Source organism: Paracoccus tibetensis (genome assembly GCF_900102505.1).
Classification (GTDB): domain Bacteria; phylum Pseudomonadota; class Alphaproteobacteria; order Rhodobacterales; family Rhodobacteraceae; genus Paracoccus; species Paracoccus tibetensis.
Genome location: NZ_FMVT01000003.1, coordinates 124,712 through 146,789 on the forward strand (window position 1 = coordinate 124,712; position 22,078 = coordinate 146,789).

Consider the following 22,078-nt stretch of genomic DNA (forward strand, 5'->3'; position numbering starts at 1 on the left):
GCCATGATGCCCATCGCCGACGGCGTGAACCTGGACCTCACCCTCATCTGGGCCTTCCTCATCGCCTTCGCGGTGCTGGTCTATGTGGTGCTGGACGGGTTCGACCTGGGCCTCGGGATGCTGTTCGTGGCCGAGCCGGTCGAGAAGGACCGCGACGTCATGATGAACTCGGTCGCGCCGGTCTGGGACGGCAACGAGACCTGGCTGGTCCTGGGCGGAGGGGGCCTCTTTGCTGCCTTCCCGCTGGCCTATGCGCTGATCCTGCCCGCGCTCTACGTTCCGCTGATCGTGATGCTGCTGGCCCTGATCTTTCGCGGCGTCGCCTTCGAGTTCCGCTGGCGGACCAAGCGCTGGCGAGGGGTCTGGGACATCGCCTTCATCGGCGGCTCGGCCGCGGCGGCGCTGTCGCAGGGCATCGCGCTTGGCGGGCTTCTGCAGGGCATCGACATCGACAAGGCCGCACGCAGCTATGCCGGGGGCTGGTGGGACTGGCTGACGCCCTTCAGCGTCATGGTCGGGATCGCGGTGATGGTCGGCTACATGCTGCTGGGCGCGACCTGGCTGGTCCTGAAGACGACCGGCCCCTTGCAAGAGCGGATGCGCCGCCGCGCATGGCTGCTGGGCGTCGCGACCGTCGCCTTCATCGGCATCGTCAGCCTGTGGACGCCCTTCCTGCAGGACGGCTATTACACGCGCTGGTTCGGCGGGCTGAACATCGTCCTCGCCGCCGGGGTGGCCGCCGCGGTCCTCGCCCTCGCCTTCGGCATGTTCCGCACGCTGATGGTGCGCCACCACGACTACTGGCCGTTCCTCTTCGCGCTCGGGATGTTCGTCCTGGGCTTCGGCGGGCTCGGCTACTCGATGTTCCCCTATATCGTCCCGGTCGAGGTCACCATCTGGGAGGCCGCCGCCCCGGAGAACAGCCAGCTCTTCATGCTGGTGGGCGCTGCCTTCCTGATCCCGATCATCCTGGCCTACACCGCCTATGCCTACTGGGTGTTCCGCGGCAAGATCGACCCCGACGCGGGCTATCACTGATGCCCACGCTGCGCCGGCTCGGCTGGTTCGTGCTGATCTGGGGCGCCAGCGTGGGCGCCGTGGGGCTGCTGGCATGGCTGATCCGGCTGTGGATCGTCTGATGCGCGTTCTGGACGGCCTCGCCCTGCCGCTGCTGCAGGCGCCCATGGCGGGCGTCGCCACCCCGGCGCTGGCGGCGGCGGTGTCCGAGGCAGGGGCGCTCGGGGCGCTCGGCCTCGGCGCGGCGGGCGCCGAGGGGGCGGCCTTGATGATCCGCCAGACGCAGGCGCTGACCGGGCGGCCGTTCAACGTGAACCTCTTCTGCCACGCGCCCGCCGCCCGCGATTCCGCGCGTGAGGCCGCCTGGATCGCCCGCGCCGCGCCGCTCTTTGCCAAGTTCGGCGCCACCCCGCCCCAGACCCTGTCCGAGATCTATCTCAGCTTCCGCCAGGACGACGCGATGCTGCGCGTGCTGATGGAAACCCGCCCCGCCGTCATCAGCTTCCACTTCGGCCTGCCGCGTCAGGACCAGCTCGCTGCCCTGCGCGAGATCGGCGCCACCCTCATCGCCACCGCCACCTCCCAGGCCGAAGCCGAGGCGATCGCGACCGCCGGCCTCGACGGCATCGTCGCGCAGGGCTGGGAGGCGGGCGGCCATCGCGGCATTTTCGAGCCTGCCGCCCCCGACGAGCGGCTGACGACCGAAGCGCTGGTCCGCCGCCTCGGCCGCGTTACCCGCCTACCGCTGATCGCCGCCGGCGGGCTGATGGAGGGCACTGACATCCGCCGCGCGCTGAACTGGGGCGCGGCCGCCGCGCAGTTGGGCACGGCCTTCATCCCCTGCACGGAAAGCGCCGCCGATGCCGACTATCGCGCCCGGCTGGCGGGCGGCGAGACGGTGATGACCCCCGCCATCTCCGGCCGCCCGGCGCGCTGCCTGAGGAACCGCTTCACCGATTGGACCGAGGGCGCCGCGCCCGGGGAGGTGGCGCCTTATCCCTGCGCCTACGACCTCGGCAAGGCGCTGAACTCCGCTGCCCGCGCCAAGGGCGAGACCGGCTTCGGCGCCCATTGGTCCGGCACCGGCGCCGCCCGCGCGCGCCCTATGCCCGCCGCCGACCTGGTCGCCCGCCTTGCGGCCGAATATGCCGCCGCCTGAGCCGCTTTCCCCCGCCCCGGCGAGCGTCTAGAACAGCGCCATGACGCAGCGCCTGATCGCCGACGAGACCCTGACTGCCGCCTTGGCGCGGATGCTCGCGGCCGAGCTGCGGCCGGGCCAGGCGGTGCTGCTGGACGGCCCTGTCGGCGCCGGCAAGACCCATTTCGCCCGCGCCTTCATCCGTGCCCGCCAGGGCGAGGCCGCCGAGGACGTGCCCAGCCCGACCTTCACTCTGGTCCAGACCTATGGCGACCCGATGGGGACCGAGATCTGGCACGCCGACCTCTACCGCCTGACCGATCCTTCCGAGCTGCACGAGCTGGGCCTCGACGAGGCGCTCGAGACCGGCATCTGCCTGATCGAATGGCCCGACCGGCTGGAGACCATGCCCGCGAACGCCCTCACCATCGCGCTGACCCCCCTGCCCGACCCGGACCTGCGCCAGATCGCCCTGCCGAAGGCGCTGGCCCGCACCGCCGGGCGCGCCGCCTTCGTCCACCAGGCGCATTGGGGCGAGGCGCGGGTGACCCCGCTCGCCGGCGACGCCTCGGCCCGCCGCTATTTCCGGCTTGAGGGTGCGGGAAGCGCGGTCCTCATGGACGATCCGGGCGGCAGCATGCCCGCCTTCCTCAAGATGACCCACTGGCTGCGCGGCCACGGCTTCGGCGCGCCGCAGATCATCGCCGCGGACGAGCCGCAGGGCCTCGCGCTGGTCGAGGATCTGGGCGACGCGCTGCTGGCCCGCGTGCTGGACGAGGACCCGGCGCTGGCGCCCGTCGCCTATGACCGCATCGCCGACCTGCTGGCGGATCTGCACCGGCACCCGGTCCCCGAACTGCCCGCGCTGGACGGCCCCGCGCTGGCCGACCAAGTGGGGCTTTTCGCCGAGTGGTATCTGCCCGCCATGGGCGCCTCGGGCGGCGAGGAGGTGGCCCCCGCCATCGCAGCGCTTCACGCCCGGCTGGCGGCGGATGTCCCTCCGGTTACGGCGCTCCGGGACTTTCACGCCGAGAACCTGATCTGGCGCGGCCCGGCGCCGCTCGGCCTTATCGACTATCAGGACGCGGTGGCGGCGCATCCGGCCTATGACCTCGTCTCGGCCCTGCAGGACGCCCGCCGCGACGTTCCGCGCAAGATCGAGGCGCGCGCCATCGCCCGCTACCTCGCCGCGACCGGACTGGACGAGGGCCGCTTCCGCGCCGCCTACGCCCTGCTGGGCGCGCAGCGCAGCCTGCGGATACTCGGCATCTTCGCCCGCTTGTGCCTGCGCGACGGCAAGCCGCGTTACCTGGACTTCATGCCGCGGGTCTGGGCGCATGTGCAGGCGAACCTTGCCCATCCGGCGCTGGCGCCCCTAGCCGAGGCGCTGGCCGGTGCCCCCGCCCCCACTTCCGAGCTGATCGAAGGATTGCGCGCCCGATGCCCCTGCCGCTGATGATCTTCGCCGCGGGTCTGGGCACCCGGATGCGGCCCCTGACCGACATGCGCCCCAAGCCCCTGATCGAGGTCGGCGGCACGGCCCTACTGGACCGTGCGCTGACGCTTGGACGCGCGGCCGGAGCGGGGCCGGTGGTGGTGAACACGCACTATCTCGGCGCGCAGATCCGCCGGCATCTGGCGGGGCAGGACGTCCTGATCAGCAGCGAGGCGGGGGCGATCCTCGACACCGGCGGCGGGCTGAAAAAGGCGCTGCCGCTGCTGGGCAGGGGGCCGGTGATGACGCTGAACCCCGACGTCGTCTGGACCGGGCCGAACCCGCTGGCGGCGCTTCAGGCGGCCTGGGACGATAGCCGGATGGACGCGCTGCTGGCGCTGGTGCCGCTGGCGCAGGCGACCGCCCGCAAGGGCGCCGGGGATTTCAGTCTCGATCCCGAGGGCCGCATCGCGCGGCAGGGCGATCTGGTCTATGGCGGCGCGCAGATCATCCGCCCGGACCTGCTGGCCAGCATCCCCGAGCGCGCCTTTTCGCTGAACCGCCTCTGGGACCTGATGATCGCGGAAGGTCGCGCCTTTGGCATCGTCCATCCCGGCGGCTGGTGCGATGTCGGCTATCCGCAGGCGATCCCGCTGGCCGAGGCGCTGCTGGATGGCTGACTTCCGCGGCCTCTACGCGCTGCCGCCCGGCGTCGATTTCGCGGCCGAGTTTGCGGCGGGTCTTCTGGCGCGGATGAAGGACCAGCCGCCCGAGGCGCTGGCCCGCGTCACCGTCTATGTCAACGCGACCAACACCCTGACCGAGATCCGCCGCGCCTTCGACGCCCACGGCCCGCTGCTGCTGCCGCGCCTGCGTTCGGTCACCGCGCTGGACCCCGGCCCGCTGGTCATGCCCGAGCCGCCCGAGGCGCCGCTGGCCCGGCGGCTGCAACTCGGGCGCCTGATCGCCGCGCTGATCCGCCAGCGGCCGGACCTCGGCGCAGCGCATTCCATCCCGGTCCTCGCGCAGTCGCTTTCCGAGCTGATGGCCGAGATGCAGCGCGAGGGGCGCGGTCCCGAGGCGCTGGACCTGATCGACGCGGGCGATCACGCGCGACACTGGCAGAACACGCTGGCCTTCCTGCGCATCGCGACCGGCTTCCACCTGACCGAGCCATGGCGCGACCGCCCCGCCCGCCAGTTCGCCGCCGCCGAGACCGCCGCCCGCGACTGGCCCTTGGGGACGAACCTGCCGGACGGGCCGGTGATCGTCGCCGGCTCGACCGGCTCGCACGGGGCGACGCGGCTTTTCATGCAGGCGGTGGCCGCGCTGCCGCAGGGGGCCGTGGTGCTGCCGGGCTTCGACTTCGACCAGCCGCAATCGGTCTGGGACCGGCTGGACGAGAAGGCCGAGGACCACCCGCAGGCCCGCTTCGCGCCGCTGATCAACGCCTCGGGCGCCGTGCGGCGCTGGACCGAGGCGCGCCCGCCGTCCGAGGCGCGCAACCGCCTCGTCTCGCTGGCGCTGCGGCCCGCGCCGGTGACGGACCAGTGGATCGCGGACGGCCCCTCGCTGCCCGACCTCCTGCCTGCCACCGAGGCGCTGACCCTGATCGAAGCCGACCAGCCCGGCGCCGAGGCCGAGGCGATCGCGATGGTCATGCGCGAGGCGGCCGAGCGCGGCGAGGAGATCACGCTGATCGCCGCCGACAGCGGCCTCATCCGCCGCGTCTCGGGTGCGCTCGACCGCTGGCACATCCGCCCCGACGACAGCGCCGGCCGGCCGGTGCCGCTGACCCCGCCGGGCCTCTTCCTGCGGCAGGTGGCCTCGCTCTTCGGCGAGGCGCTGACCATCGACCGGCTGCTGATTCTGCTGAAGCACCCGCTGACCGCCACCGGCTCGTCCCTGATCGGCCGCAACGAGATCCTGCGCCAGACCCGCGATCTGGAGCTGCACCTGCGCGCCCATGGCCCCGCCTTCCCCGATGGCGCCTTCCTGCGGGACTGGGGCAGCCGCAAGGGCGAGGAGCGCAAGCTCTGGGCCGACTGGCTGGCGGAGATGCTGGACCGGATCGCGCCCTTCGCCACGGATCGCGGCCCGCGCCCGCTGCCGGACCGGCTGGCCGACCTGATCGCCTTGGCCGAGGCGCTGGCGGCGGGGCCGGGCGGCGATCCGGAAGCCTCGAAGCTGTGGAAGGAAAAGGCCGGGCAGATGGCCCGCGGCATCATCGAGCATCTGCGCGAGCACGCCCCGCAGGGCCCGGACATGGCGCCCGGCGACTTCATCGCCTTGCTGATCGCCGAACTTCAGCGCAAGGCCGAGCGCGAGGATGTCGCCAGCTACCACACGCTGCGCATCCGCGGCCCGCGCGAGGCGCGGCTGTTCGGGCATGGCAGCGTGATCCTGTCCGGGCTGAACGAGGGTGGCTGGCCGCAGCCGCTGTCGCCCGACCCCTGGCTCTCGCGCCAGATGCGGCTGGCGGCGGGGCTGCCGCTGCCGGAACGCCAGATCGGCCTCGCCGCGCATGACTTCCAGCAGGCCATCGGCGCTGACCGGGTGATCCTGACCCGCGCCCGCCGGGATGCCGAGGCCGAGACGATCCCCTCGCGCTGGCTGAACCGCCTCATCAACCTGATGAGCGGCCTGCCCGAGCGGAACGGGCCAGCGGCGCTGACGGCGATGCGGAACCGCGGCCAGCACTGGCTCCAGCTCGCCGAGGCGCTCTCCCGGCCCGCGCAGCGCAGCCACTCCGCCGCGCGCCCCGCGCCGGTCCCGCCCGCCCCGGCGCTGCGCGAGATGCCGGTGACCGATGTCTCGCTGCTGATCCGCGACCCCTATGCGGTCTATGCCAAGCGCGTCCTGAACCTGCGCCCCCTGAACACGCTGCGCCCCCAGCCCGACGCGGCCCTGCGCGGCCAGACGCTGCACCTCATCGTCGAGGCGCTGCTGCGCACGGATTTCGACGCGGCCACCCCGCCGGCCGAGCTGAAGGCGCGCTTCCTGACACTGGCGGACGAGGTGCTGGCCCGCGAGGTGCCCTGGCCTGCCGCCCGCGCCTTCTGGTCCGCCCGCATCCACCGCATCGCGGACCGGCTGGTCCTAGATGAGCTGGCGCGGCGCCGCACCGGCCGCCCGGTGGTGATCGAGAACCGCGGCCGGGTCAGCGTGGCGGGCTTCGACTTCATCCTGACCGCGCGGCCCGACCGGATCGACCTGCTGAAGGACGGGCAGGTGATGATCTACGACTACAAGTCCGGCAAGCCGCCCTCGAACGACCAGATCAAGCATTTCGACAAGCAGCTGATGCTGGAGGCCGCGATGGCCCGGCGCGGGGGCTTCGACGCGCTCGGCCCGGTGGAGGTCGCCGGGATCAGCTACATCCAGCTGGGCGACGAGGGGCTGACCCATCCCCGCGCGCATGATCCGCAGGTCGAGGCCGAGACGTGGGACGGTTTCGTGCGCCTGCTGGCCGCCTATCTGCACGAGGAGGCCGGCTTCACCTCGATGCGCGCGCCCGAGAAGATGGGCTTTTCGGGCGATTACGATCATCTGGCGCGCTACGGCGAATGGGGGCTGTCGGACAAAGCCATGCGCGAGAGGGTCGGGGACGTCCATGCTGATGAATGACGCCAGTCTCAACCAGATCGCGGCGGCCGATCCGCTGCGCTCGACCTGGCTGACCGCGAATGCCGGCTCGGGCAAGACGCGGGTGCTGACGGACCGCGTGGCGCGGCTGCTGCTGGCCGGCACGCCGCCCGAGCGCATCCTGTGCCTGACCTACACCAAGGCCGCCGCGACCGAGATGCAGAACCGCCTCTTGGGCCGCCTCGGCGCATGGGCGATGCTGCCCGAGCCGCAGCTGCGGGCCGAGCTGGCCGCCTTGGGCGAGGCGGGCGAGCCGGACCTGGCCGAGGCGCGGCGCCTTTTCGCGCGCGCCATCGAGACGCCGGGCGGGCTGAAGGTCCAGACGATCCACAGCTTCTGCGCCGCCCTGCTGCGCCGCTTCCCGCTGGAGGCCGGCGTGCCCATGGGCTTTGCCGAGCTGGACGACCGCAGCGCCGGCGCCCTCCGCGCGCGCGTGCTGGAGGAGATGGCCGAGGCGGGCAATCCGGTCATCGCGGACCTCACCCGCCTGCATTCCGGCGAGGGCATCGACGGCTTCCTCGCCTCGCTTTCCGAGGCCGACTTCCCTGCGCCGGCCGACCCCGCCGCCATCTGGGCGGCGCTGGACCTGCCCCCGGGCCTCAGCGAAGACGCGCTTCTGGCGCAGGTCTTCCAGGGCGCCGAGAGCGATCTCTGCGACGCGCTGATCCCGCTGATGCGCGCCGGCAAGTCCACCGACGCCAAGCTGGCCGAGGTCCTCGCCGGCCGCGACTGGCGAATGCCGGACATGGCCTGCCTCAAGCTGCTCTGCAGCGCGCTGCTCTACGGCAAGGACGCCAAGTCGCCCTTCGGCGCCAAGCTCGGCAAGATCCCGACGAAGGACCTCTACAACGGCCCCTGCGCGCGCTTCGTCGCCGATCTCGAGGCGCTGATGGAGCGGGTCGAGCTGGCGCGCCCTCTGATGAACGCGCTGGAGGCGGCGCAGAAGACGCTGGCGCTGCACCGCTTCGGCCATGCCTTCACCCGGCGCATGGCGCAAGAGAAGGCCGCGCATGGCTGGCTGGATTTCGACGACCTGATCCGCAAGACGGCTGCGCTTTTGGAGGAATCCTCCATGGCGCAATGGGTGCTGTGGCGGCTGGACGGGGGGATCGACCACATCCTCGTGGACGAGGCGCAGGACACCTCGCCCGAGCAATGGCGCGTCATCCGCCGCCTGACGGACGAGTTCACCAGCGGCGCCGGCGCCCATGACCGGCCGCGCACGCTGTTCGTGGTGGGCGATCCCAAGCAGTCGATCTACAGCTTCCAGGGCGCCGACATCGCCGTCTTCGACGAGATGCGGACGCGCTTTTCCGACGGTTTTCAGGCCGTCCAGCAGCCCATGCAGCAGCGCGGGCTGGCGCACAGCTTCCGCTCGTCCCCTGCCATCCTGCGGCTGGTGGATGCGGTGTTCCAGGGCGAGGCCGCGCGGGGCCTCGGGGACGCGCCGCGGCACATCGCCTTCCGCGAGGGGCTGCCCGGCCGCGTGGACATCTGGCCGGCGCTGCCAAAGCCCGAAAAGCCCGAGCGCGCCGACTGGACGCAGCCGGTGGATGCCCCGGCCGAGAACGATGCCGATGTGGAACTGGCGCGCGCCATCGCCCGGCAGATCAGGGGGATGCTGGGCACGCCGATCCTGGACGCGAAGAACGGCACGCCGCGCCCGCTTGGGGCGGGGGACATCCAGATCCTCGTGCAGCGCCGGGCGGACCTGTTCGAGGCGCTGATCGCGCAGCTCAAGGCGGCGGGGCTGCCGGTGGCGGGCGCCGACCGGCTGAAGCTGGCGGCCGAGCTGGCGGTGCGCGACATCACCGCCACGCTGGCGGTGCTGGCGACGCCCGAGGATGACCTCTGCCTCGCCGCGGCCCTGCGCTCGCCGCTCTTCGGGCTTAGCGAGGACGACCTTTACCGGCTGGCGGCGGGGCGGGGGCGCGAGTTCCTCTGGGCGCGGCTGCGCCATTCGGATCACCGGGCGGCCTGGGCCGTGCTGAACGATCTGGCCGATCACGCCGACTACCTGCGCCCGCACGACCTGATCGCACGCCTTCTGACCCGTCACGGCGGCCGCGCGGCGCTGCTGGCCCGCCTTGGCCCCGAGGCCGAGGACGGCATCGACGAGCTGCTCTCGCAGGCGCTGGCTTATGAGCAGGTCGAGACGCCCTCGCTGACGGGCTTTCTGGTCTGGCTGCAATCGGACGAGGTCGAGGTGAAGCGCCAGCTGCCCGGCGGCGCGGGCGGGCTGATCCGGGTGATGACGGTTCATGGCTCGAAGGGGCTGGAGAGCCCGGTGGTGATCCTGCCCGAGACGCAGAAGCGCCGTGCCCCCAATGGCGCGCGAACGGTGCGGGTCGAGGGGATGCCGGTCTGGCGCGGCAGCGCGGACGAGCGCTGCGATGCGGTCGCGCTGGCGGTCGGAGACTGGGAGCAGCGGCAGGAGGAGGAGCGGCGGCGGCTACTTTACGTCGCGATGACGCGGGCCGAGAGCTGGCTGATCGTGGCGGCGGCGGGCGAGACGGGCGAGGAACAGGACAGCTGGCACGCCATGATCGCCGAGGGCGCGGGCCGGGCGGGGCTTGAGGCCGCGCCGCTGGAGATCGAGGGGATCGGCACCGGCCAGCGCCTCGGCTTCGGCGACTGGCCGCAGGCGGCGCAGGCGGCCAAGGCGGCACCGACCGCCCGGACCGTCCTGCCCGACTGGACGCAGCGGATGCCGCCGAACCCGCCCGATTACGTGGCGCCGGTCACCGCCACGGGGCTCGGCGGGGCCAAGGTGCTGGGCGCGGTTTCGGAAGGGGATCGCGAGGCGGCGATGCTGCGCGGCACGCGCGTTCACCTGCTGCTGGAGCATCTGCCCCATCATGCCCCGGCCGACTGGCCGCGCCTTGCCCGCGCCGTGCTGGCCGGGGGCGAGGGCGGGCTGCCCGAGCCGGATGAGCTGGCCGATCTTCTGGCCGAGGCCGAGGCGATCCTCTCGGCCCCGGCCCTCGCCGAGATCATGCAGCCCGAGCCGGGCATGGCGGTGCTGGAGGAGGTGGCGCTGACCGCGCCCATCGCCGGCCTCGGCACGCTGAACGGGGTGGTGGACCGGCTCATCGTCGGCGAGGCGCGCGTGCTGGCGGTGGACTACAAGACGAACAGCGAGGTCCCGGCCCGGCCCGAGGACACGCCCGAGGGCATCCTGCGCCAGATGGCCGCCTATCGCGCGGCGCTGCGAGCGATCTATCCCGGCCGCCGGGTCGAGGTCGCGGTGCTGTGGACGGCGGCGCGGGCGCTGATGATCCTGCCGGATGCGGTGCTGGACGGGGCGCTTCCTGCCCTTGATTCACCCGGCCTGCCTTCATAGCTTTGTAAGGCAAATCAGCCGGCCTGCCCGGCCCTCAGAAAAGGAGCTGCGCATGGCCACCGTGCATGTGAACGACGCCGAATTTGATGCCGAAGTCCGCCAGGCGGACACCCCCGTCATCGTCGATTTCTGGGCCGAATGGTGCGGCCCGTGCAAGCAGATCGGCCCCGCGCTGGAAGAGCTGTCGGACGAGTATGCCGGCCGGGTGAAGATCGTGAAGATCAACGTGGACGAGAACCCCGAGCAGGCCGCCGCCCTTGGCGTGCGCGGCATCCCGGCGCTGTTCATGTTCAAGGACGGCGAGATCGTTTCGAACCGCATGGGCGCCGCGCCGAAGGCCGCGCTGAAAAGCTGGATCGACGAGTCGGTCTGATCCTTCGCGGATCGCGCACGGGGCGGTTGGTCAGACGGGCCAGCCGCCCTTTGTCATGGCCGCCAGCAGCCGGGCATCCGCATCCGCCGCCATCATGTCGAGGCTGGTCCGGCGCAGAAACCAGTCGAGGAACCTCTCGGTCGGGGGCTGGTGCGCCGCGGCCTGCGCCAGCGCCTCGGCTGCGCCGAGCTGCGCGACGTTCAGCGCGACATGGTGATAGTCGGACTGCGCAAAAAGGACGACGGGCTTGCCGAGGATCAGCGCGTCGAAGCCCGCGCCGCTGTTCTGGGTGACGACGAAGGCGCAAGATGGAAGCAGCGTGGCGGTATCGCCTCCGATGGTCAGGTTCGGATGGATGCGCGCGAGCGTATCCAGCGCGGCGAGGTCCTCGGCATTGTAGCGCTCCTTCGGGTGAAGCGTGGCGATGCAGGGGCTGCCGGTTGCGGCGGCGACGCGGATCATCGCAAGTGGGCTAGCGGATTGGAAGCTGCGGTGGCGGCGGATTTGGCCCTGAAGCGGGATCAGGATGTGATCGCCAGCGCTTGGCGTCACGCCCGGCAGGACGCGGGCGCGCAGGCGGGCGGCGAAGCGGTGGGCGGCGTCCTCTTCGATGCTGCCCGGGTCGAAGGGGGTGGTCGCGATGGGCCAGCGCCAGCGCTCGGCCACCTTCTCGAGCCGCCAATAGGGGTAGTGATAGGCGAGGCGGAAGGTCAGGGCGCGGTCGTGGGTCGGCCGCTCCATGTTGAAGAGGGCGTAGCCGGGACGGTGGGGCGCATCCCGGCGCGCCTCGGGGCCGGAGCGGAGGACTTGGATCTGCCAGCCCCGCGGCTCGAGCAGGGCGCGCATCCGGTTCAGGAAGCCGAGCTTGCCGGCGAGGGCCGTCTGCAGGATCGGCGGGTGCAGATAGACGGACAGCAGCAGATCGGCGCTCATGGCGGGCAGGCTAGGGTGGGGCCGCGCGCTTTTCAACGGGTTGCGGACGAGGCGGCGCGTCCATATCTGGACCCCGACAAAGGAGAAGAGGCCCAGCATGGCAGATGACAGATTTCCCGGCTGGCACGGCACCACGATCCTGGCGGTGCGGCGCGGCGGCAAGGTCGTTGTGGCGGGCGACGGGCAGGTCAGCGTCGGGCAGACGGTGATGAAGGGCACGGCGCGCAAGGTGCGCCGCCTCTCGCTCGGCGGGCGCGACGTGGTGGTGGGCTTTGCCGGCTCGACCGCCGACGCCTTCACGCTGCTGGAGCGGCTGGAGAAAAAGCTGGAGGCGAGCCCCGGCCAGCTGCAGCGCGCCTGCGTCGATCTGGCCAAGGACTGGCGGATGGACAAGTACCTGCGCAACCTCGAGGCGATGCTGATCGTGACGGACGGGACCGACCTCTTGGTCGTCACCGGCGCCGGCGACGTGCTGGAGCCCGAGCATGACGTGGCGGCCATCGGCTCGGGCGGGAACTTCGCGCTGGCCGCGGCGCGGGGGCTCTTGCAGAGCGATCTGGATGCCGAGGCCGTGGCGCGGCAGGCGATGCAGATCGCGGCCGATATCTGCGTCTACACCAACGGGCGGCTGACGGTGGAGGTGCTGGAGGCGTGAGGGGCTCTGCCCCTCGGGCCTGCGGCCCTCACCCCAGGATATTTCTGCACAGAAGATGAAGGCGTAACATGACCGACCTGACCCCTCGCGAGATCGTGTCCGAACTGGACCGGTTCATCATCGGCCAGAAGGACGCCAAGCGCGCCGTCGCCGTGGCCCTGCGCAACCGCTGGCGCCGCAAGCAGCTGGGCGAGGACCTGCGCGACGAGGTCTATCCCAAGAACATCCTGATGATCGGGCCGACCGGCGTCGGCAAGACCGAGATCAGCCGGCGGCTGGCCAAGCTGGCGAACGCGCCTTTCATCAAGGTCGAGGCGACGAAGTTCACCGAAGTCGGCTATGTCGGCCGCGACGTCGAGCAGATCATCCGCGACCTGGCCGAGGCGGCGATGACCGACACGCGAGAGCGGATGCGCGAGGCGGTGAAGGCCAAGGCCCACAAGGCCGCGGAGGAGCGGGTGGTCAGCGCGCTGGCCGGCGATCAGGCGCGCGAGGGCACGCGGCAGATGTTCCGCGACAAGCTGAAGCGGGGCGAGCTGGACGACACGGTGATCGAGCTCGAGATGCAGGACCATTCCTCGCCCTTCGGGATGGAGGTCCCGGGTCAGCCGGGCATGGCCGGCGCGATGGACCTGGGCGCGCTGATGAAGGCCTTCGGCGGCCGGCGCGTGCGGCGCAAGGTGACGGTGTCGGAAAGCTACGAGCTGCTGATCGCCGAGGAGGCCGACAAGCTGCTGGACGACGATGCGGTCAAGGCGGCCGCCCTGGAGGCGGTGCAGGAGGCCGGCATCGTCTTCATCGACGAGATCGACAAGGTCTGCGCGCGGACCGAGGCGCGGGGCGGAGACGTCAGCCGCGAGGGGGTGCAGCGCGATCTGCTGCCGCTGATCGAGGGAACCACCGTCAGCACGAAATACGGGCCGGTGAAGACCGACCACATCCTGTTCATCGCCTCGGGCGCCTTCCATGTCGCCAAGCCCTCGGACCTGCTGCCCGAGTTGCAGGGCCGCCTGCCGATCCGGGTGGAGCTGCGGGCGCTGACGGAAGAGGATTTCGTCCGCATCCTGACCGAGACGGACAACGCCTTGACGCGGCAGTACACGGCGCTGATGGCGACCGAGGGGGTCGAGGTCGGCTTCACCGAGGACGGCATCGCGGCCCTCGCGCGCATCGCCGCCGAGGTGAACGGCGCGGTCGAGAATATCGGCGCGCGGCGGCTCTACACGGTGATCGAGCGGGTCTTCGAAGAGCTGTCCTTCAGCGCCCCGGACCGCGGCGGCGATGTCGTCAGCGTGGATGCCGCCTTCGTCGAGAAGCACCTGGGCGATCTGGCGCGCTCGACCGACCTGTCGCGCTACGTGCTCTAGGCCCGGAACCCTGTGGCGCATCCGCGGGTTTGGACGCGGACGCGCCACATGCAGGGGGACATCATGGGCTGGCTCTTCGGAATCATCATCTTCGCTCTGGATGTCTGGGCCATCGCCTCGATCATCAACACCAATGCCAGCAACGGCACCAAGATCATGTGGATCCTGCTGATCCTGATCCTGCCGGTCGTCGGGCTGATCATCTGGTGGTTCGCCGGCCCCAAGGCCAACTACCGCGTCTAGACCCTCGGGCGGCGGAGGTAGACGTAATAGGCGCCCTCGCCGCCGTGACGGTCATGGGCGGCCGTCACCTGCTGGACGAGCGGCGCCAGCGGCGCCCCGTGCAGCCAGAAGGGGACGTGGTGACGCAGCGCGCCCGGCCGCGTCGGCAGCGGCCCATGCTCGCCCCGGCCCTTGCCGGTGATGACCAGCACCAGCCGCAGCCCTGCGGCATGGCAGGACGCGACGAACTGGATCAGCTGAGGATGGGCGACCGCGAGGGTCATGCCGTGAAGGTCCAGCCGTGCCTCGGGGCGCAGCTTGCCGCGCGTCATGCGGCGGTGGGTCTTGGGGTCCATGTTCAGCGGGCCGGCCGCCAGGCGCTGCGCCGGGCTGGGGCTTGGGCCGGGCGACGCTATACGCGTCTGCGCGGCCTCGCCCACCCGGAACCGCGGCAGCGGCTGCCGGTTTGCCCGCTCGGGCGTGGGGGCTGCAGCGGTGGGTTCCGGCGCGGCAAGTTCGTTGGGGTCGGCGCGCTTGGGATGCAGGGGCGCGACGGTCGCGGCGACGCGGGCCCAGATTTCGGCATCCTCGGCCGACGGGCCGCGACGACGACTCATCAGCTGGTCGCGACGAGCTGCCAGTTCGGGTCGTCCTGACCCATGCGACGCGCGAAGGTCCAGATGTCCTTCTGCTTCCGCGCAACCTTCGGATCGCCCTCGACGACATTGCCGTCGCGGTCGCGCGTGGCGGCGATCAACTCGCCGACGAAGCGGACCGAGATCTCGGCCGTGCCGGTGACCGGATCGAACTCGGCCGCATGCAGCGCGGTCTCGCGCGTGCCGAGATACTGGGCTTGGACCGTGTGGCCGTTCGCCTCGCGCAGGTCGATGACGCCCTGGAACGCCTCGGCCACGGGCTCGGCCAGGAAGGCGCGCACCTCGGACAGATCGCCGCGCTCGAAGGCCATCAGGATCATCTCGTAGGCCGCCTTGGAGCCCTGCAGGAAGTCGCGCACGCCGAAGCTCGGCTCGACGCGCTTCATCGCCAGCAGCGCCTCGGCCACGGGGCCTCCGGCCTCGGCATGGTCCAGCACGTCGTGGTCGATCTCGTCCGCCGTGCCCTCGATCACCTCGAAGCGGCGTTGCACGGGGGCGCCTTCCTCGACCTGGGGAGGTTCGAAGCCGTCGCGTGTCCCCAGCACGTTGCGAAGCCGGAGGATCAGGAAGATGGCGATCCCGGCCAGGACAAGCAGCTGGAGCAGGGGGTTGGACATGCGCGGAAAACCTTTGTGCGATGGAGACTGGTTGGTAACATCGGGCTCGGCCATTATGTAGGCATGGGCGGGGTGCAAGTCCAGTTTCCGCGCTGGAGAAGGTAAAGTGAGCATGTGGTTGTTCGTAGCGTTTCTGGCGGTTCCGATCATCGAGATCGCCCTTTTCATCCAGGTCGGCGGCTGGATCGGCCTGTGGCCGACGCTGGCGATCGTGATCCTGACCGCCATCGCCGGCACCGCGCTGATGCGCAGCCAGGGTGCCCACGCCTGGCTGGAGATCCAGCGCAGCTTCGCGGAATTGCGCGATCCGACGCGGCCCCTGGCGCATGGCGTCATGATCCTCGTGGCCGGGATGCTGCTGCTGACCCCGGGCTTCTTCACGGACAGCGTGGGCCTTCTGCTGCTGATCCCGGCCGTTCGCGACAGCGTGATGCGGCAGGTCGGCCGCCGCATCCAGATCAGCCGGGTCGAGATGCAGACTGCGACGATGCGCCGCGAGCCGCATCGCGCGCCCTACGGCGATGGCGTCATCGACGGCGAGTACTTCGTCCCCGGCGAGGGGCCCGAGCCTGACCGGGGCGCGCCGCCGGACCTGCCGCCGGTGACCGACGACGAGCCGCCCGTCCGCCGCGGCGGGTCGGGCTGGACGCGGCATTGAGGCCCTGCGCCCCCGCTGCTAGAACCGTCAGCGACCCAAGATCCGAGGAATGAGCATGGCAGACGAGACGAACACCAACGGCGCCGCCCCGCAGGCACAGCCGCAGCAGCCGCAGCCGCAGCTTCGCATGCAGGTGCTGGCGCAATACATCCGCGATCTGTCCTTCGAGAACGCGGTCGCGCAGAAGGGCGCTCCCACGGGGGACGTCCAGCCCGAGATCACCGTGCAGGTCAGCCTGGACGCGCGCCGCCGCGGCGAGGGCAACCAGTACGAGGTCATCACCAAGTTCCGCGTCACCTCGAAGAACCGCGCCGACGGCGCGACGCTGTTCCTGGCCGAGCTGGACTACGCCGGCGTCTTCCAGATCGAGGGCGTGCCGGAAGAGCAGATGCATCCCTTCCTGATGATCGAATGCCCGCGGATGCTGTTCCCCTTCGTGCGCCGCATCATCGGCGATCTGACGCGGGACAGCGGCTTCCCGGCCTTCAACATGGACCCGGTGGATTTCGTCGCGCTCTACCGGCAGGAGCTGGCGCGCCGGGCGCAGGCGCAGCAGGTCCAGGCCGGGCAGGCCGAGGCTCCGACCAAGCTGTCCTGACCGGGAATGGCCGCCCGAACCCCGCGCGCCTGGCAGCGGATGCTGTCTGGCCGGCGCCTGGACCTGCTGGACCCGACGCCGCTCGACATCGAGATCGCGGACATCGCGCACGGGCTGGCCTTCGTCGCCCGCTGGAACGGCCAGACCCTCGGGGACTGGCCGTATTCCGTTGCCGAGCATTCGCTGCTGGTCGAGGAGATCTTCTCGCGGCTCGACCCGCAGGCCGAGCCGCGCTGGCGCCTTGCCGCGCTGCTGCACGACGCGCCCGAATATGTCATCGGCGACATGATCTCGCCGGTGAAGGCGGCGCTTGGGCCTGACTACAAGGCGATGGACGAGCGGCTGGCGGCAGCGGTGCATCGCCGCTTCGGCCTGCCCGCGCAGCTTCCCCGGATCATCAAGACGCGCATCAAGACGGCCGACCGGATTTCTGCCCGGCTCGAGGCCCTGGCGATCGCCGGCTTCTCGGAAGCCGAGGCGCGGCGGCTGTTCCCGGTGCCGACCGAGCATCTGCTGGCTAAACTTTCGATCCGGCTGCGCCCCCCGGCTGAGACGCGCAGCGCCTATCTGGAGCGGTTTGCCCTGTTGATGGCGCAGATCGACGCGGCAGGACGTGCCAGCGGCCCCTGAGGGCCGCCGCTGCGTTCAGATCCCGAGATCCTCGAGCGACTTGCCCTGGTCGAGCGCATCCTGCACCCATTTGGGCTTGCGCCCGCGGCCGGTCCAGGTCTGGTTCGGGTCCTCTGGATGGACGTATTTCGGCGCGACCGTGCCGCCGCGGCGCGATTTCGCGCTGGTCAGTTCCGACAGGTTGAAGCCATGCGCCTTTGCGGCTTCCTCGACGGCGGACATCGCCTCGCGGCGACGCCGGTCCTCGTAAGAGTTGATTGCGCGGTCCAGTTTCGTCCGCAGATCGCGCAATTCCTTCAGCGACATCTTCTCGAAATCCAAGGTATCAATCTCCTTATTCACGCTTCTCTTTATTCACTAATAGCGCAAATATCGGATGTTTCAACCTATCACATTATCTATCTCGGTATCTATCTCGGTCCGCGCTTGGCGAGAATGCGCTGCAGTGTTCGCCGATGCATATGAAGCCGGCGCGCCGTTTCACTGACATTTCGGTCGCATTGCTCGTAAACGCGCTGAATATGCTCCCATCGCACGCGGTCGGCAGACATGGGATTCTCAGGCGGCGGGGGCAGGCCCTCGCTGCTCGACAATAGGGCGAGCGTGACGTCATTCGCGTCAGCCGGCTTTGCAAGATAATCTGTCGCGCCCATCTTTACCGCGGCAACGGCAGTCGCGATGGCGCCGTACCCGGTCAAGACGATGATCCGCGCGTCCGCGCGCCGCTCGCGCAGCGCCTCCACCACATCCAGCCCGTTGCCATCCTCGAGCCGCAGGTCGATGACGGCGTAGGCCGGCGCGCTGCGCTCGATCTGGCGCTTGGCCTGCGCGACGCTGGTGGATGTCTCGGCGCGAAAACCCCGCTTTTCCATGGCGCGGGCGAGACGGGTGACGAAAACCTCGTCATCATCCACCAGAAGCAAGCTTGGGTCCGGGCCGATCTGCTGTGTCAGGTTTTCCATCGCGCGCCTTTTTTGCTTTGCACGGGATGTAGTGCGCCTTTCGCGCCGACGCAAATAGATGCGACATATCGCCCTAGGAAAGGGCCTCGACGAAACATTGCGTCCGGTCCGCGATCGCCTCTGGTGCGGCGTCTCGCGGGAAAAACTCAACCGTGCGGTTTCCCGGCATCACGAGATATGTATGGGTCATGTGATCGACCAGGTAATATTCCTGATCTTCCTCGTCATTCAGCTTGTAATATCCGCGCCAGCCACGATTAACGGCGGCAATCTCGTCCTCGGTTCCGGTCAGACCGACCATGTCGTCGGAAAATACGCCGGTAAATTGCGCCAGAACCTCGGGCGTGTCGCGGCGCGGATCGACGGTGACGAAGACGTTTTGGACGTCGAGGCCGCGCTCGGCCAGAAGCTCCTCCACCTCGGCATTGCGCGCAGCGTCCAGCGGGCAGACATCCGGGCAGAAGGTATAGCCGAAATAAAGAAGGGTCGGCCGCGTGAAGACCTCATCTGCCGTCACCCGCGCGCCGTCCTGGCGCGTCAGCTCGAAATCGGTGCCGAAGGCGTCCATGCCGCCCGCCACGGCGCTGCCGCGACATTGCGCCAGATCGTCCGCGCCCCGCTGCTGTGTCAGGAAGACGGCGCCGCCCACCAGGACCGCGGCGGCGGCGGCCGTCCCGATCAGCAGGATGTTTCGATCAGCCATGATGGACCTCCGCTTCGGAAATGCCGGCATTGATCGCGCATAGGGGCGGGGGTATCAAGGTGCGCACTGTCGCATGGGGCCGAGGATGACCGAATTGAGCGACGCGCAGGGCCGGATGTGGGATCACGACCTGGCCAATCCGCCTCCGCCCGAGCCGATCCGCATCCGCACGCTTGTCCTGCTGCGCTGGTTCGCCATCGGCGGCCAGTTGGCGGCCGTGGTCGTCGCCTGGTTCATGGGCATCGGCTTCGTGAAGACGCCCGTGCTACTGCTGATCGCGGCCTCGGTGGCGATGAACCTGTGGCTGTTCCTGCGCCCGCCCAAGCGGACCTCGCCGGGGCGGGCGGTGGCGCAGCTCAGCTTCGACCTGGTGCAGATCTCTACGCTGATGGCGCTGACCGGCGGCATGGCGAACCCCTTTGCGCTGCTGGTGCTGGCGCCCGTGACGATCGCCGCGGCCTCGCTGAACGCGCGGCAGACCCTGGCCCTGGGCCTTGCGACGGTGGCGCTGATCACGCTGGCGGCCATGCTGGCCCTGCCCCTGCGCGAGCCGGACGGCACGGTGCTGCGGATGGCGCCGATCCTGGCGCTCGGGCATTGGGTGGCGCTGGTCATCGGCGTCGTCTTCTTCGCCGGCTATGCCCACCGCGTCACGGCCGAGCTGTCGGCGACCTCGAACGCACTCTTCGCCACGCAGATGGCCCTCTCGCGCGAGCAGCGGCTGCAACATCTGGGCGGCGTGGTCGCGGCGGCGGCGCACGAGATGGGCACGCCCCTGGCGACGATCAAGCTGATCGCGGCCGAGCTGGCGGACGAGCTTCAGGACCGCCCCGACCTGCGCGAAGATGCGATCGCGCTGCGCCACGCCGCCGACCGCTGCGCCCAGATCCTGCGAAGCATGGGCCGTGCCGGCAAGGACGACCTGCACATGCGCGCGGCGCCGCTTCAGGCGGTGCTCGAGGACGCGGCCGCGCCTCATGCCGCGCGTGGACCCGAGGTCGAGATCGCGGCGGACGACCTGGTGATCCGCCGCGATCCGGCGATCATCCACGCGTTGCGGAACCTCATCCAGAACGCGGTGGATTTCGCCGCCAGCCGCGTGGTCATCGACACGGATCTGACCGCCAGCAGCCTGACCGTCACGGTGCGCGACGACGGGCCGGGCTTTCCCTCGGCGCTGCTGTCGCGGATCGGCGTGCCCTATCTCAGCCGGCGGACCGAGGCGCAGCGCGGCAGTTACGAGGGGATGGGCCTCGGCCTCTTCATCGCCAAGACGCTGCTGGAGCGTTCGGGGGCGCGGCTCTCCTTCGCCAATGGCGGGCCGGGCGCCATCGTCTCGGTGCGCTGGCCGATTGAGCGGATCGAGGCCGAGGATCGGCTGGCGCTGTCGCAAAATCCCACCATCTCAGGTTGATTTTCTTTACCCCTTATTAAGCAGGGTTGAGTTAACCTCGTTTCCGAAGACAGGATGGAGACCTGCGGCCGTGGAACTCGAGGGACTGAGACTTGTGGGTGCAGCGCTGGCGTCGGGGACGGCATCGGTCGTCCTGGCGCTTGCGGCGATGCGGGCATGGAACGGGGCGCGGCGGGGGCGGCAGCGGCCGCCGGCCGCACGGGCGGATCTGGACGCCTCGGTCCAGCCCATCACCTACCTCTTCCGCGCCGGCAGGCTGGTGGACGCGACGGCGCCGGCGCGCTCGCTTCTGGACCGCATCGGGGCGGCGGGGGACGACTGGACGCGGCTGATGCAGTGGCTCGGCCCGCGCCTGCCCGAGGCGCCCGAGCGGTTGGCGGAACTGGCCCGGCTCGGCCGGGTCGAGATGACGCGCCCGGCGGCGACGGGCCTCGGGTTGAAGCTGACGGCCGAGGACCTGGGCGACCGCCTCTGCCGCATCACCATTGCCGATCCCGAGGCCGAGCATAGCGGCATCGTGGTGGACGCGATGTCCCTGCAGGCGATGGAGGACGAGCTGACGCTGCTGCGCCGCGCGCTTGACCAGACGCCGATGCTGGTCTGGCGCCAGGACGCGGACGAGCGCATCACCTGGGCGAATGCCGCCTATCTGCGCCGGGCCGAGGCGCGGGGCGACGGCGCGCTCGGCTGGCCCCTGCCCCGGCTTCTGGACGCGCCGAAGCCCGTACCGGGCGCCGGCACCGCCACCCGCCGCGCCGCGCTCGAGGATCACGGCATCGTCTCGTGGTACGACTGCCACAGCCACCGCATGGGCGACGAGACGATGATGTTCGCCCTGCCCGCCGACGCCGCCGTGCGGGCCGAGCGGAGCTTGCGCGAATTCGTGCAGACGCTGACCAAGACCTTTGCCGACCTTCCGATCGGCCTCGCGATCTTCGACCGGCAGCGGAACCTGCAACTGTTCAACCCGGCGCTGATCGACCTGACCGGCCTACCGACGGGCTTCCTGACCGCCCGCCCGACGCTGTTCGACTTTCTCGACCAACTGCGCGAGCAGCGCATGGTGCCCGAACCCAAGGACTATCGCAGCTGGCGCCAGCACATGGCCAATCTGGAAAGCGCGGCCGCCACCGGACATCACTCCGAGACCTGGTCCCTGCCGAACGGGCAGACCTATCGCGTGACGGGCCGGCCGCATCCCGATGGCGCCGTCGCCTTCCTCTTCGAGAACATCACCTCGGAGATCACGCTGACCCGCAACTTCCGGGCCGAGCTGATGCTCAGCTCGCAGGTGCTGGACGGGATCGAGGACGCGCTCGCCGTCTTCGGCGAGAATGGGGCGACGGTGCTGACGAACACCGCCTACCGCGCGATCTGGGGCGCAGGCCCGGCCGATGTTCCCGCCGCGCTGACGCAGTGGGAGGGCGGCTCGGGCGTCAGCGGACCCGGCCTTGCGGCCCTGCGCGCGGCCCTGGCCGGCGGCGAGGGGGTCGGCGGTGCGACCGGGGCCATGGCGGGGCCGGACGGGCGGCTGCTCGGCTGGACGGTCACCCGCATCTCGGGCGGGCACGTGATGCTACGCTTCCGCCAGCACGCCCTCGGCAAGATGGCGCTGCCCGACATCGCGGCGACCGTGCCCCGCGCCGCGCAGGTCGGCGCAGGCGGCCTCTCCAAGGCGGTGGGCGCCGAGTGATTGCGCCCGCCTCCGGGCG

At 70.5% G+C, this 22,078-nt stretch carries 22 protein-coding genes; 16 read left to right on the forward strand and 6 right to left on the reverse strand.

All coding sequences use genetic code 11. The features are described from left to right. Positions 1–3: 3 nt before the first annotated feature. From cydB to trxA, 8 genes are read left to right on the forward strand one after another with little or no spacing between them, the layout of a single operon-like run. Positions 4–1,038, forward strand: a complete 1,035-nt coding sequence (gene cydB, locus BLP73_RS05075) for a cytochrome d ubiquinol oxidase subunit II (protein WP_425415685.1) — start codon at positions 4–6, stop codon at positions 1,036–1,038. Beyond that, positions 1,038–1,139, forward strand: a complete 102-nt coding sequence (locus BLP73_RS18975) for a DUF2474 family protein (RefSeq protein ID WP_139165900.1) — start codon at positions 1,038–1,040, stop codon at positions 1,137–1,139. The genes cydB and BLP73_RS18975 overlap by 1 nt, the downstream gene beginning before the upstream one ends. Further along, complete coding sequence (locus BLP73_RS05080; protein ID WP_090740972.1) at positions 1,139–2,176, forward strand: NAD(P)H-dependent flavin oxidoreductase; 1,038 nt, start codon at positions 1,139–1,141, stop codon at positions 2,174–2,176. Before BLP73_RS18975 ends, BLP73_RS05080 begins: the two co-directional genes overlap by 1 nt. Before the next feature lie 40 nt (positions 2,177–2,216). Beyond that, entirely contained in the window at positions 2,217–3,611 is a 1,395-nt protein-coding gene (gene tsaE / locus BLP73_RS05085; RefSeq protein ID WP_090740974.1) for a tRNA (adenosine(37)-N6)-threonylcarbamoyltransferase complex ATPase subunit type 1 TsaE, read from the forward strand. Then, positions 3,596–4,270, forward strand: a complete 675-nt coding sequence (locus tag BLP73_RS05090; RefSeq protein ID WP_090740976.1) for a nucleotidyltransferase family protein — start codon at positions 3,596–3,598, stop codon at positions 4,268–4,270. The genes tsaE and BLP73_RS05090 overlap by 16 nt, the downstream gene beginning before the upstream one ends. After that, a complete protein-coding gene (addB, locus tag BLP73_RS05095) occupies positions 4,263–7,217 on the forward strand; it encodes a double-strand break repair protein AddB (RefSeq protein WP_090740978.1) in 2,955 nt (984 codons plus the stop codon). Before BLP73_RS05090 ends, addB begins: the two co-directional genes overlap by 8 nt. Next, a complete protein-coding gene (gene addA, locus BLP73_RS05100) occupies positions 7,204–10,578 on the forward strand; it encodes a double-strand break repair helicase AddA (protein WP_090741412.1) in 3,375 nt (1,124 codons plus the stop codon). The genes addB and addA overlap by 14 nt, the downstream gene beginning before the upstream one ends. A 52-nt stretch (positions 10,579–10,630) precedes the next feature. Next, entirely contained in the window at positions 10,631–10,951 is a 321-nt protein-coding gene (trxA, locus tag BLP73_RS05105; RefSeq protein ID WP_090740980.1) for a thioredoxin, read from the forward strand. A 30-nt stretch (positions 10,952–10,981) separates the two neighbouring features. Here trxA and BLP73_RS05110 read toward each other — a convergent pair whose 3' ends face one another. Continuing rightward, entirely contained in the window at positions 10,982–11,884 is a 903-nt protein-coding gene (locus BLP73_RS05110) for a capsular polysaccharide export protein, LipB/KpsS family (protein ID WP_090740982.1), read from the reverse strand. Between the two features lie 97 nt (positions 11,885–11,981). On the opposite strand from BLP73_RS05110, the gene hslV reads away from it, so the two are divergent. The 3 genes from hslV (at position 11,982) to BLP73_RS05125 (ending at position 14,149) form a co-directional block, all read left to right on the forward strand. Further along, positions 11,982–12,539, forward strand: a complete 558-nt coding sequence (gene hslV, locus BLP73_RS05115; protein WP_090740984.1) for an ATP-dependent protease subunit HslV — start codon at positions 11,982–11,984, stop codon at positions 12,537–12,539. A gap of 68 nt (positions 12,540–12,607) precedes the next feature. Beyond that, positions 12,608–13,906 carry an ATP-dependent protease ATPase subunit HslU gene (gene hslU / locus BLP73_RS05120; RefSeq protein ID WP_090740986.1) on the forward strand — a complete coding sequence of 433 codons (1,299 nt, stop codon included), beginning with the start codon at positions 12,608–12,610 and terminating at the stop codon, positions 13,904–13,906. A gap of 63 nt (positions 13,907–13,969) precedes the next feature. Further along, positions 13,970–14,149 carry a PLDc N-terminal domain-containing protein gene (locus BLP73_RS05125; RefSeq protein WP_175453256.1) on the forward strand — a complete coding sequence of 60 codons (180 nt, stop codon included), beginning with the start codon at positions 13,970–13,972 and terminating at the stop codon, positions 14,147–14,149. On the opposite strand, the gene BLP73_RS05130 is transcribed toward BLP73_RS05125, so the two are convergent. Beyond that, entirely contained in the window at positions 14,146–14,745 is a 600-nt protein-coding gene (locus BLP73_RS05130) for a Smr/MutS family protein (RefSeq protein ID WP_090740990.1), read from the reverse strand. The two genes, BLP73_RS05125 and BLP73_RS05130, sit on opposite strands and share 4 nt — an antisense overlap. Then, a complete protein-coding gene (locus tag BLP73_RS05135; protein WP_090740992.1) occupies positions 14,745–15,401 on the reverse strand; it encodes a Tim44/TimA family putative adaptor protein in 657 nt (218 codons plus the stop codon). The genes BLP73_RS05130 and BLP73_RS05135 overlap by 1 nt, the downstream gene beginning before the upstream one ends. A 112-nt stretch (positions 15,402–15,513) precedes the next feature. Here BLP73_RS05135 and BLP73_RS05140 point away from each other — a divergent pair, with 112 nt between their 5' ends. From BLP73_RS05140 to BLP73_RS05150, 3 genes are read left to right on the forward strand one after another with little or no spacing between them, the layout of a single operon-like run. Then, positions 15,514–16,059 carry an FxsA family protein gene (locus BLP73_RS05140; RefSeq protein ID WP_090740994.1) on the forward strand — a complete coding sequence of 182 codons (546 nt, stop codon included), beginning with the start codon at positions 15,514–15,516 and terminating at the stop codon, positions 16,057–16,059. A 55-nt stretch (positions 16,060–16,114) separates the two neighbouring features. After that, on the forward strand, positions 16,115–16,657 hold the full coding sequence (gene secB, locus BLP73_RS05145) for a protein-export chaperone SecB (protein ID WP_090741414.1): 543 nt from the start codon (positions 16,115–16,117) through the stop codon (positions 16,655–16,657). A 6-nt stretch (positions 16,658–16,663) separates the two neighbouring features. Beyond that, positions 16,664–17,287, forward strand: coding sequence for an HD domain-containing protein (locus tag BLP73_RS05150; protein ID WP_090740997.1), 624 nt, complete (start codon positions 16,664–16,666; stop codon positions 17,285–17,287). A gap of 15 nt (positions 17,288–17,302) precedes the next feature. Here the strand turns inward: BLP73_RS05150 and BLP73_RS05155 are convergent, their stop codons facing one another. The 3 genes from BLP73_RS05155 to BLP73_RS05165 all read right to left on the reverse strand — a co-directional run bounded on the left by BLP73_RS05155 (position 17,303) and on the right by BLP73_RS05165 (position 18,952). Further along, a complete protein-coding gene (locus tag BLP73_RS05155) occupies positions 17,303–17,608 on the reverse strand; it encodes an H-NS histone family protein (RefSeq protein ID WP_342672080.1) in 306 nt (101 codons plus the stop codon). Positions 17,609–17,697: 89 nt separating this feature from the next. Then, complete coding sequence (locus BLP73_RS05160; RefSeq protein WP_090740999.1) at positions 17,698–18,249, reverse strand: ActR/PrrA/RegA family redox response regulator transcription factor; 552 nt, start codon at positions 18,247–18,249, stop codon at positions 17,698–17,700. A 73-nt stretch (positions 18,250–18,322) separates the two neighbouring features. Continuing rightward, positions 18,323–18,952: an SCO family protein gene (locus BLP73_RS05165; RefSeq protein WP_090741001.1), complete on the reverse strand. Its 630-nt coding sequence runs from the start codon at positions 18,950–18,952 to the stop codon at positions 18,323–18,325. Positions 18,953–19,067: 115 nt separating this feature from the next. Here BLP73_RS05165 and BLP73_RS05170 point away from each other — a divergent pair, with 115 nt between their 5' ends. Continuing rightward, the gene (locus tag BLP73_RS05170) at positions 19,068–20,366 is read left to right on the forward strand and encodes an ActS/PrrB/RegB family redox-sensitive histidine kinase (RefSeq protein ID WP_090741419.1); all 1,299 of its coding nucleotides are present in this window, start codon (positions 19,068–19,070) and stop codon (positions 20,364–20,366) included. A 70-nt stretch (positions 20,367–20,436) separates the two neighbouring features. After that, positions 20,437–22,059 (forward strand): PAS domain-containing protein, encoded by a 1,623-nt coding sequence (locus BLP73_RS05175; protein ID WP_175453243.1) that lies wholly within the window; start codon positions 20,437–20,439, stop codon positions 22,057–22,059. The last annotated feature ends 19 nt before the right edge of the window (positions 22,060–22,078 follow it).